The organism is Campylobacter insulaenigrae NCTC 12927, assembly GCF_000816185.1.
Classification (GTDB): Bacteria; Campylobacterota; Campylobacteria; order Campylobacterales; family Campylobacteraceae; genus Campylobacter_D; species Campylobacter_D insulaenigrae.
On sequence record NZ_CP007770.1, the window covers coordinates 406423 to 417930 of the forward strand.

Consider the following 11508-nt stretch of genomic DNA (forward strand, 5'->3'; position numbering starts at 1 on the left):
TTAATTTTCATTCTCTTCGTTTTTTCGAACAACTTTGACACGTTCTATGCTATTGCCATCCATTTTTTTAACTTCATAATAACAATATTCATCTTCTATACGATCTCCTACAATAGGTAAACGTCCAAGAAGATTAAACACATAGCCTCCTATTGTTACTTGTTCTAATTCTTCATTGTAGGTAATATTTAGTAATTCTTCAACGCCGCTAATTTCATATCGACCTTGAAATTCAAAAATATTTTCTGCTATTTTTTTGTAGTGTGGACTTGAGTCATCATGTTCATCATTGATATCTCCAATGATTTCTTCCATGATATCTTCCATAGTTAAAAGTCCAGCAGTGCCTCCATATTCATCTACAACTAAAGCAGTATGAACTTGTTCTTTGTTCATCATGAATAAAACTTTAGAAATACTTATGTTTTCTGGAATCAGTATCATTTTAATTAAAAAGTCATCAAGATTTTTTTTACGATCGTTGAATTCATTTTGCATAATATCTCTAATGTGAACCATACCTAAAATAATATCCTTAGAACCATCTATATATGGAAAGCGCGTATGTTTATGTAAAGAAACTATTTGCATGTTTTCATCATAGCTTTTTTGCTTATTAAGACAAATCATATCTTTTCTTGGAGTCATGATTTCTTTAGCAACTATATCTGAAAAATCAACAGCATTGCGGATGATTTCTGTTTCAAATTCATCTAAAATTCCGCCTTTTTGACTTTCTGTTGCTATGAATTTAATTTCTTCTTCTGAGTGAGTTAATTCATGTTCTTTGGCGGGCTTAATACCTATAAATTTTAAAGAAATTGCGGCTAAAAAATCGAAAGTTTTTATAAAAGGTAAAAACATTAGCCAGAATAAATGTAAAGGTCTAGCAATCCACAATACAACTTTATCAGCTATGGTAATAGCAATACTTTTTGGAACTAATTCTCCCAAAACTACGTGTAATAAGGTTATTATTGCAAACGCTATGATAAAAGCAATAGTATGAATTAAAGTAGGACTAAATCCTAAATTTATTAACGCTTTTTCAAGAACTTTTGCAATAGCAGGCTCTCCTATCCAACCAAGAGCAAGTGAGCTTAATGTAATCCCTAGTTGACATGCGCTAAGATAAGTATCAAGATTAGAAGTGACTTCCAATGCTTTTTTTGCATTTGGTTTTTTTTCTTTAATCATTTCTTCTAATTTAGATCTTCTTACTTTGACAATACTAAATTCAGAAAGAACAAAAAATCCATTTAAAAGCACTAAGAGTAGAGCAACAATAATCATAAAAGTAGAATAACCAACATCAATAGATGAGGCCATAGGTAAGGTTTGATTTAAGTCTAAATATTGACTGGGGTCCAAAAAAACTCCTTAAAATAAATTTTTGTTTGAAGATTATATCAAATCATAACTATAAAACTAGCTTAAGTTAAATCAAACAACTGATTTAATTTTTTCTATAATCAATGCTCTTTTCAAATTCATCTAAACGTTTATAAATACTTCTTAGTTGAGTTATAGTTGTCCAATTTGTTATAAAAATACTAAAAGAGGAACGAACTTGATCAAATGCGTTTCCAACTTGTATAATAATGCCAAGTTGAATTAAGCCTACAAATAAACTTGGGGCCATTATTAAAAAAGGAACTATAACCATAATTTGTTCAAATAAGTAAAGCCATATATTAAAATACCCATAATGTAAAAATAATCTTTTATAGTTTATTTTAAGTCCTGTAAATAAATTTAAAATACTTTCATCACTTGCATAATTTTTTCTATCATCTTCTGCAAAAACTAGCTCTTTTCTAAAAGCAGCTTCAGCTTTTTGATTATTATATTCAAGACCTGGCAATTTGATACCTACAAACCATGATATCACAAGTCCTCCTAAAGATACTAAAAATGCCGCCCATACTAAAGAACCTTTAATATCTTTTAATATAGGTAAATTTACATGCTCGCTGAGCATCCATAATATTGGTATGAAGGCAATTAAAGTCATTAAGGCTCTTACGAAAGCAAGCCCTAGACTTTCTATGATTTTTGAAAAATTGTAAATATCTTCTTGAATTCTTTGAGAACTTCCTTCTATATTATTATCCTTTTTTTGCCAAAATTTAATATAGTCAAATGTCATCGCCTCTCTCCATTTAAATGCATATATACTGCCAAAATATTTAGTGATAGTAGCGATTAACACATAGGGTAATGCAAGGTACAAAAATTGCTGTATAAAATAATAAAAATCATTGATATTATGATCTTTGACATTTTGTAAAACATCATAAAAATCTTTATACCATTCATTAATTGCAACATTTATAGATGTTTGAACTAACAAAGAACCAAGTAAAAAAAATAAACCTAAATAAGCCCACAAAGCCCATTGTTTTGACAAAAAAAACGATTTGAACATATTAACTCTTTCTATAGTATTTGAACGTATTTTTAAAGAACATTGTAAAATATATCAATACTAATGTTGATTCTAATAATATTTTTGGAAAAATAAAAATTATAGGATAATTATTTTACTGATTTTGTATTAATAATATACTATAATACAAATTCTTGTTTCAAAAAACATTATTACAAAATAAGTTTTTTGTAATTTTTAAACCGAAAAGGATTTAATAATGAGCAATCTTTTAATCATAGGAGCAGGTGGTGTTAGCCGTGTGGCGACAATTAAGTGCGCTATGAATAGTGATACTTTTAGTAAAATTACTTTGGCAAGTAGAACTAAAAGCAAATGTGATGAAATAGCAAAATTTATTAAGGAACGTCTAGGTGTTGAAATTCAGACTGAACAAATTGATGCTGATGATGTTGATGCAGTTGTAAAACTGATTGAAAAAACAAAAGCACAAATTTTGCTTAATGTGGCTTTGCCTTATCAAGATCTTTCTTTAATGGATGCATGCATAAAGACTAAAATTCATTATATTGATACTGCTAATTATGAACATCCTGATTTAGCTAAATTTGAATATAAAGAACAATGGAAAAGAAATGAAAAATTTAAAGAAGCTGGAATTTTAGGACTTTTAGGAAGTGGTTTTGATCCAGGAGTTACTAATGTATTTTGCGCATATGCACAACAAAATTTATTTGATGAAATTCATTATATTGATATACTTGATTGTAATGCAGGAGATCATGGTTATGCTTTTGCTACAAATTTTAATCCTGAAATAAATTTAAGAGAAGTGTCAGCAAAAGGGCGTTATTGGGAAAATGGAAAATGGATAGAAACAGATCCTATGCAAATAAAAATGGAGTGGAATTATCCTGAAGTTGGAGTAAAAGATAGTTATCTACTTTATCATGAAGAACTAGAAAGTTTGGTTAAAAATATTAAAGGCTTGAAAAGAATAAGGTTTTTTATGACTTTTGGACAAAGCTATTTAACTCATATGAAATGTTTAGAAAATGTTGGGATGCTAGGAATTAAACCTATAATGCATAAAGGTGTAGAAATAATACCTATAGAATTTTTAAAAACCTTGTTACCAGATCCTGCTAGTTTAGGACCTAGAACCAAAGGTTATACTAATATAGGCTGTGTTATAAGAGGTATTAAAGATGGAAAAGATAAACAAATTTATATTTATAATGTTTGTAATCACGAGGAATGCTTCAAAGAAACTGGTGCTCAAGCTGTGAGCTATACAACTGGCGTACCTGCTATGATAGGAGCAAAATTAGTTGCAAAGAAAATTTGGAAAGGACAAGGGGTATTTAATATGGAAGAATTCGATGCTAAATATTTCATGGATGAATTAAATATTCAAGGTCTGCCGTGGAAAATTCTTGAAATGACGCCTAGTTTGGGTAGTTGATTATTTTAAATAATGCTAGAAATACTAAATAATATTGATTGGGAGCCTTTTTTGGTTTCCATAAAGTTGTCTTTTATAACTTGTATTATTTTGTTTTTATTATGCATTTTGCTTGCATATATTTTTACTTTTAAAAAATTTAAGGCTAAAAATTTTTTAGAAACATTAATAACCTTACCATTGGTGTTACCACCATCTGTCATGGGATTTTATTTATTAGTTTTATTTTCAAAATATTCCACAATTGGAAAATTTTTAGAAAAATATTTTAATATTTCATTAGTTTTTACTTTTGAAGGATTAGTTTTAGCTAGCTGTATTTATTCATTACCTTTTATGTTTAATCCTCTATATTCTGCTATGCTTGCAGTTCCAAAAAATATTATAGAAGCTAGCTATTCTTTAGGAAAGAGTCCTTATGTCACATTAATAAAAATTATTTTGCCAAATATCAAATTGGCGATTTTAAGTGCGTTAATTATTACATTTGCTCACACTATGGGAGAATTTGGGATAGTATTAATGATAGGAGGTTCATTGAGTGGAGAAACAAAAGTTGCGAGCATTGCAATTTATGAAAGTATGGAAAATTTAGATTTTTTCACAGCGCATATTTATAGTGCAATTTTATTATTTTTTACTTTCATCATTCTTTTTCTCACCTCCTTCCTTAAAAATCTCTCCAATTCTCATTCAACGAATTAATCACATTAATCATTTAACTTAACGATACAAATTATTTATCCAAACAAACTATAAAATTAAAATAAAATCTAAGTATACCTTATATTAATTATTCACTTACTTCTTTGAAGTAAAATCAAACTATAAAACAAAAAAAACAATAAATTGATTTAATAAAATAACTTGGATAAATTTATCTCCCCCCCCATTTCTTTTTTAACTACACCATAATGTCAAATTTCTTTATTATATTATTTTTATCACTTAATTAATCTATCACATAGTTAATTAAACTTTAAGCTTTTATAGCTATAATTTCATTTCCTTTTTTGAAAAAAGGGTTCTAAAAATTACGATTTAAAATCATCATAATTTTTATATTTGTTCTTTAAATTATTAATTATTGTTAATCAAATCTTATAGTCAATCTTTGAAATCTAAATAAGTGATCGATTGAGCCAGAGATAGATTAAATCTATCACTAATAATTAAAATTATAAATTACATGAATATTCATTATTTTGTAATTTTTAAATTTTACTTTTTCTTTGAAGAAAAAGATTAAACTTATCTATATTTTTATGGAGAGTTTGATCCTGGCTCAGAGTGAACGCTGGCGGCGTGCCTAATACATGCAAGTCGAACGATGAAGCAACTAGCTTGCTAGTTGTGGATTAGTGGCGCACGGGTGAGTAAAGTATAGTTAATCTGCCCTACACAAGAGGACAACAGTTGGAAACGACTGCTAATACTCTATACTCCTATTTAACATAAGTTGAGTAGGGAAAGTTTTTCGGTGTAGGATGAGACTATATAGTATCAGCTAGTTGGTGAGGTAATGGCTCACCAAGGCTATGACGCTTAACTGGTCTGAGAGGATGATCAGTCACACTGGAACTGAGACACGGTCCAGACTCCTACGGGAGGCAGCAGTAGGGAATATTGCGCAATGGGGGAAACCCTGACGCAGCAACGCCGCGTGGAGGATGACACTTTTCGGAGCGTAAACTCCTTTTCTTAGGGAAGAATTCTGACGGTACCTAAGGAATAAGCACCGGCTAACTCCGTGCCAGCAGCCGCGGTAATACGGAGGGTGCAAGCGTTACTCGGAATCACTGGGCGTAAAGGGCGCGTAGGCGGATTATCAAGTCTCTTGTGAAATCTAATGGCTCAACCATTAAACTGCTTGGGAAACTGATAATCTAGAGTGAGGGAGAGGCAGATGGAATTGGTGGTGTAGGGGTAAAATCCGTAGATATCACCAAGAATACCCATTGCGAAGGCGATCTGCTGGAACTTAACTGACGCTAAGGCGCGAAAGCGTGGGGAGCAAACAGGATTAGATACCCTGGTAGTCCACGCCCTAAACGATGTACACTAGTTGTTGGGATGCTAGTCATCTCAGTAATGCAGCTAACGCATTAAGTGTACCGCCTGGGGAGTACGGTCGCAAGATTAAAACTCAAAGGAATAGACGGGGACCCGCACAAGCGGTGGAGCATGTGGTTTAATTCGAAGATACGCGAAGAACCTTACCTGGGCTTGATATCCTAAGAACCTTATAGAGATATGAGGGTGCTAGCTTGCTAGAACTTAGAGACAGGTGCTGCACGGCTGTCGTCAGCTCGTGTCGTGAGATGTTGGGTTAAGTCCCGCAACGAGCGCAACCCACGTATTTAGTTGCTAACGGTTAGGCCGAGCACTCTAAATAGACTGCCTTCGTAAGGAGGAGGAAGGTGTGGACGACGTCAAGTCATCATGGCCCTTATGCCCAGGGCGACACACGTGCTACAATGGCATATACAATGAGACGCAATATCGCAAGGTGGAGCAAATCTATAAAATATGTCCCAGTTCGGATTGTTCTCTGCAACTCGAGAGCATGAAGCCGGAATCGCTAGTAATCGTAGATCAGCCATGCTACGGTGAATACGTTCCCGGGTCTTGTACTCACCGCCCGTCACACCATGGGAGTTGATTTCACTCGAAGCCGGAATACTAAACTAGTTACCGTCCACAGTGGAATCAGCGACTGGGGTGAAGTCGTAACAAGGTAACCGTAGGAGAACCTGCGGTTGGATCACCTCCTTTCTAGAGTACAAACTGATAAGTCTCACAACTATCAGTTCATATAAACTCAATCATCCTTGTTTAGATTTCAAAGATTGATGAAAAGCTAATTTTGGGGAATTAGCTCAGCTGGGAGAGCGCCTGCTTTGCACGCAGGAGGTCAGCGGTTCGATCCCGCTATTCTCCACCATGATAAGGGCCTATAGCTCAGCTGGTTAGAGTGCACCCCTGATAAGGGTGAGGTCACAAGTTCAAGTCTTGTTAGGCCCACCATAAAAAGATTTGTTTATCAATGATGATAAAAGTTTTAAAACTTAAAATAAGTATATATTTATCTAGTTAAGATATTGAATTTTATTTAATAGTTGTCCTATAAAAATTAAGTTTAATTATTTAAATATTATTTTTAATTCTAATATACACTTATTTTAGGTTTTAAGACCTAAAATAAATAAATACTTATTCAATAGAGTTTTTATTTAACGTTATTTAAATTATTATTGTTAAGAGTCACAAGCAAGTTTTAATAAAAACAATTTTACAGGACTTGTTAAAGAATAATGCTGAACTATCTTTTCTTTAAATTATTAAAGATAAGTTTTAAACTCACGACTTATATTTATTTATAAGTGTTTAAATGCTTTCCGTCTTAAGATAGTAAAGTTTTATTGTAAAAGCTTTAACAAGGAAGTGATGCGTTTTAGAATGAATCTAATAAAAGGTAAGCTATTAAGAGCGAATGGTGGATGCCTTGGCTGGTAAAGGCGATGAAGGACGTACTAGACTGCGATAAGCTACGGGGAGCTGTCAAGAAGCTTTGATCCGTAGATTTCCGAATGGGGCAACCTAATATATAGAGATATATATTACCATAAATGGAGCGAACGTAGGGAATTGAAACATCTTAGTACCTACAGGAAAAGAAATCAATAGAGATTGCGTCAGTAGCGGCGAGCGAAAGCGCAAGAGGGCAAACCCAGTGCTTGCACTGGGGGTTGTAGGACTGCAATGTGCAATAAGTGAGGTTAGTAGAACACTCTGGAAAGTGTAGCCATAGAGGGTGATAGTCCCGTATACGAAAACCAAACTTTAGCTAGCAGTATCCTGAGTAGGGCGGGACACGAGGAATCCTGTCTGAATCTGGGTCGACCACGATCCAACCCTAAATACTACTACCAGACCGATAGTGCACAAGTACCGTGAGGGAAAGGTGAAAAGAACTGAGGTGATCAGAGTGAAATAGAACCTGAAACCATTTGCTTACAATCATTCAGAGCACTATGTAGCAATACAGTGTGATGGACTGCCTTTTGCATAATGAGCCTGCGAGTTGTGGTGTCTGGCAAGGTTAAGCACACGCGAAGCCGTAGCGAAAGCGAGTCTGAATAGGGCGATTAAGTCAGATGCTGCAGACCCGAAACGAAGTGATCTATCCATGAGCAAGTTGAAGCTAGTGTAAGAGCTAGTGGAGGACTGAACCCATAGGCGTTGAAAAGCCCCGGGATGACTTGTGGATAGGGGTGAAAGGCCAATCAAACTTCGTGATAGCTGGTTCTCTCCGAAATATATTTAGGTATAGCGTTGTGTCGTAACATAAGGGGGTAGAGCACTGAATGGGCTAGGGCATACACCAATGTACCAAACCCTATCAAACTCCGAATACCTTATGTGTAATCACAGCAGTCAGGCGGCGAGTGATAAAATCCGTCGTCAAGAGGGAAACAACCCAGACTACCAGCTAAGGTCCCTAAATCTTACTTAAGTGGAAAACGATGTGAAGTTACTTAAACAACCAGGAGGTTGGCTTAGAAGCAGCCATCCTTTAAAGAAAGCGTAATAGCTCACTGGTCTAGTGATTTTGCGCGGAAAATATAACGGGGCTAAAGTAAGTACCGAAGCTGTAGACTTAGTTTTACTAAGTGGTAGGAGAGCGTTCTATTTGCGTCGAAGGTATACCGGTAAGGAGTGCTGGAGCGAATAGAAGTGAGCATGCAGGCATGAGTAGCGATAATTAATGTGAGAATCATTAACGCCGTAAACCCAAGGTTTCCTACGCGATGCTCGTCATCGTAGGGTTAGTCGGGTCCTAAGTCAAGTCCGAAAGGGGTAGACGATGGCAAATTGGTTAATATTCCAATACCAACATTAGTGTGCGATGGAAGGACGCTTAGAGCTAAGCAAGCTAGCGGATGGAAGTGCTAGTCTAAGGTTGTAGGAGCTTATATAGGCAAATCCGTATAAGAATACTCCGAGAACTGAAAGGCTCTTCAAAATCTTCGGATAGCGAGGAGAATTGCTGATGCTGTCGAGCCAAGAAAAGTTTCTAAGTTTAGCTAATGTTGCCCGTACCGTAAACCGACACAGGTGGGTGGGATGAGTATTCTAAGGCGCGTGGAAGAACTCTCTTTAAGGAACTCTGCAAAATAGCACCGTATCTTCGGTATAAGGTGTGGTTCGCTTCGTACTAGGATTTACTCCGAAAGCGAAGAAACTTACAACAAAGAGTCCCTCCCGACTGTTTACCAAAAACACAGCACTCTGCTAACTCGCAAGAGGATGTATAGGGTGTGACGCCTGCCCGGTGCTCGAAGGTTAATTGATGGGGTTAGCATTAGCGAAGCTCTTGATCGAAGCCCGAGTAAACGGCGGCCGTAACTATAACGGTCCTAAGGTAGCGAAATTCCTTGTCGGTTAAATACCGACCTGCATGAATGGCGTAACGAGATGGGAGCTGTCTCAAAGAGGGATCCAGTGAAATTGTAGTGGAGGTGAAAATTCCTCCTACCCGCGGCAAGACGGAAAGACCCCGTGGACCTTTACTACAGCTTGACACTGCTATTTGGATAAGAATGTGCAGGATAGGTGGGAGGCTTTGATTAATAGACGCCAGTTTATTATGAGCCGTTGTTGAGATACCACTCTTTCTTATTTGGGTAGCTAACCAGCTTGAGTTATCCTCAAGTGGGACAATGTCTGGTGGGTAGTTTGACTGGGGCGGTCGCCTCCCAAATAATAACGGAGGCTTACAAAGGTTGGCTCAGAACGGTTGGAAATCGTTCGTAGAGTATAAAGGTATAAGCCAGCTTAACTGCAAGACATACAAGTCAAGCAGAGACGAAAGTCGGTCTTAGTGATCCGGTGGTTCTGTGTGGAAGGGCCATCGCTCAAAGGATAAAAGGTACCCCGGGGATAACAGGCTGATCTCCCCCAAGAGCTCACATCGACGGGGAGGTTTGGCACCTCGATGTCGGCTCATCGCATCCTGGGGCTGGAGCAGGTCCCAAGGGTATGGCTGTTCGCCATTTAAAGCGGTACGCGAGCTGGGTTCAGAACGTCGTGAGACAGTTCGGTCCCTATCTGCCGTGGGCGTAAGAAGATTGAAGAGATTTGACCCTAGTACGAGAGGACCGGGTTGAACAAACCACTGGTGTAGCTGTTGTTCTGCCAAGAGCATCGCAGCGTAGCTAAGTTTGGAACGGATAAACGCTGAAAGCATCTAAGCGTGAAGCCAACTCTAAGATGAATCTTCTCTAAGCTCTCTAGAAGACTACTAGTTTGATAGGCTGGGTGTGTAATGGATGAAAGTCTTTTAGCTGACCAGTACTAATAGAGCGTTTGGCTTATCTTATAAAGCATCACTTCCTTGTTAAGGTTTTTTATAATCTTAAAAGAAAATGTTTTTTTAAACTTGCTCTTAACATTGTTTTTTAAGTATTCTTAGTTTAGAATATTTAAATAACAATGTCCGTGATTATACAGATGTGGAGACGCCTTGTCCCATCCCGAACCAAGAAGCTAAGCACATCGTGGGTGATGATACTACGCCTTACTGGCAGGGGGAAAGTAGCTCATTGCGGACTTGTTAATTCTTCTACTACTTATTTTAGCTTATTGATATTTTTATTAAAGCAAAATGATATTATAATAAGAAATGAATTTAATCTCTTATTGAGTAAAGCTTTTTTATGATTTATAAGTTTATATTCTAGGTATTTTTTAAGATTAGTTTATTAGCAAGATATATTGAAATTGTTTTTATATAAGTGGGTTTTTGTTTTTAGAGTATAAAAGCTATGATTTATTAGTAACTTAGAATAGTATAAATTTATTTATTATATTTTTTTTACAATAGTTTTATAAAGATGTGTTAAATCTTCTATTTTAAGTTTTATGTTTAATTCTATTAGTTCTTCTTGAAATATAGGTGTGTTAAAAGCAGTAATCCCACCAAGTTTTATGAAAACTTTGTACAAGACTATTATCTTTGAAATCATGAGAAAATTTCCAAGGTTTTATATCAGTATTATAATGTATTATTTTTAAATTTGATAATGCATATTCATGTTGTTTTCTTGTGTATCTAATCATATAATTTTCATCTTCACATTTGAAGGTTACATTTTGCATTAGGGAAAATCTTACAAAATTCCATTCTAATGGTAATAAATAAATTTTATCTTTAAATATAATGTTTAATATATCTTGATCGCAAAAGATAGGATCGTATAATTTTAAAAATTCTAAAGCTTGTTTTTTTATATTTGCTTTTTTCCATTCTTTTAGGTTAAGTAATAAAAAACCAGTGTTAAAATGATAATTTGGATTTAATTTTATATTTTCTTCATTATTTTTAGCTTGAATTATATGGTTTAGCATATATATAGAATCAAGAACACAAGCACCAAATTTATCTTTTAGATCAAGTGAAAAAAGTTCGCTAATATCGTCAACAACCAACATATCAACATCAAGATATAAGCATACATCAGCATTAATGAATTTATCTATATAAAATCTTAAATATGTTGGATGATTTTTATTGTTTTCAAAACCCCAAGCTCTAGCATTTTGAAATTCGTTATTTTTTACTTTATGTATACTAATTTTACATGGGATAATT

At 35.0% G+C, this 11508-nt stretch carries 5 protein-coding genes, 2 tRNA genes and 3 rRNA genes; 7 read left to right on the top strand and 3 right to left on the bottom strand.

Annotation, left to right across the window (positions count from 1 at the left end):
• Positions 1–1371 carry a hemolysin family protein gene (locus CINS_RS02175; RefSeq protein ID WP_039649465.1) on the bottom strand — a complete coding sequence of 457 codons (1371 nt, stop codon included), beginning with the start codon at positions 1369–1371 and terminating at the stop codon, positions 1–3.
• 85 nt (positions 1372–1456) lie between these two features.
• Complete coding sequence (locus CINS_RS02180) at positions 1457–2428, bottom strand: putative transporter (protein WP_039649467.1); 972 nt, start codon at positions 2426–2428, stop codon at positions 1457–1459.
• A gap of 220 nt (positions 2429–2648) precedes the next feature.
• Here CINS_RS02180 and CINS_RS02185 point away from each other — a divergent pair, with 220 nt between their 5' ends.
• The 7 genes from CINS_RS02185 to rrf all read left to right on the top strand — a co-directional run bounded on the left by CINS_RS02185 (position 2649) and on the right by rrf (position 10468).
• Positions 2649–3854 carry a saccharopine dehydrogenase family protein gene (locus CINS_RS02185; RefSeq protein ID WP_039649468.1) on the top strand — a complete coding sequence of 402 codons (1206 nt, stop codon included), beginning with the start codon at positions 2649–2651 and terminating at the stop codon, positions 3852–3854.
• A gap of 12 nt (positions 3855–3866) precedes the next feature.
• Positions 3867–4559, top strand: a complete 693-nt coding sequence (gene modB / locus CINS_RS02190) for a molybdate ABC transporter permease subunit (protein WP_039649470.1) — start codon at positions 3867–3869, stop codon at positions 4557–4559.
• A 557-nt stretch (positions 4560–5116) separates the two neighbouring features.
• Positions 5117–6629, top strand: a 16S ribosomal RNA gene (locus CINS_RS02195).
• 93 nt (positions 6630–6722) lie between these two features.
• Positions 6723–6798: transfer RNA gene (locus CINS_RS02200), tRNA-Ala, on the top strand.
• A 6-nt stretch (positions 6799–6804) separates the two neighbouring features.
• Positions 6805–6881, top strand: a tRNA-Ile gene (locus CINS_RS02205).
• Between the two features lie 446 nt (positions 6882–7327).
• Positions 7328–10236: ribosomal RNA gene (locus tag CINS_RS02210) — 23S ribosomal RNA — on the top strand.
• A 115-nt stretch (positions 10237–10351) separates the two neighbouring features.
• Positions 10352–10468 (top strand): 5S ribosomal RNA (gene rrf, locus CINS_RS02215).
• Together the 16S, 23S and 5S rRNA genes with 2 tRNA genes alongside form the textbook arrangement of a ribosomal RNA operon.
• Before the next feature lie 349 nt (positions 10469–10817).
• On the opposite strand, the gene CINS_RS07590 is transcribed toward rrf, so the two are convergent.
• On the bottom strand, positions 10818–11507 hold the full coding sequence (locus CINS_RS07590) for a glycosyltransferase (protein WP_084593978.1): 690 nt from the start codon (positions 11505–11507) through the stop codon (positions 10818–10820).
• Between the last annotated feature and the right edge of the window lies 1 nt (position 11508).

Coding starts and splice junctions, on each gene's coding strand:
- modB (WP_039649470.1), top strand. CDS start 3,867: ATGCTAGAAATACTAAATAATATTGATTGGGAGCCTTTTTTGGTTTCC.
- CINS_RS02185 (WP_039649468.1), top strand. CDS start 2,649: ATGAGCAATCTTTTAATCATAGGAGCAGGTGGTGTTAGCCGTGTGGCG.
- CINS_RS02180 (WP_039649467.1), bottom strand. CDS start 2,428: ATGTTCAAATCGTTTTTTTTGTCAAAACAATGGGCTTTGTGGGCTTAT.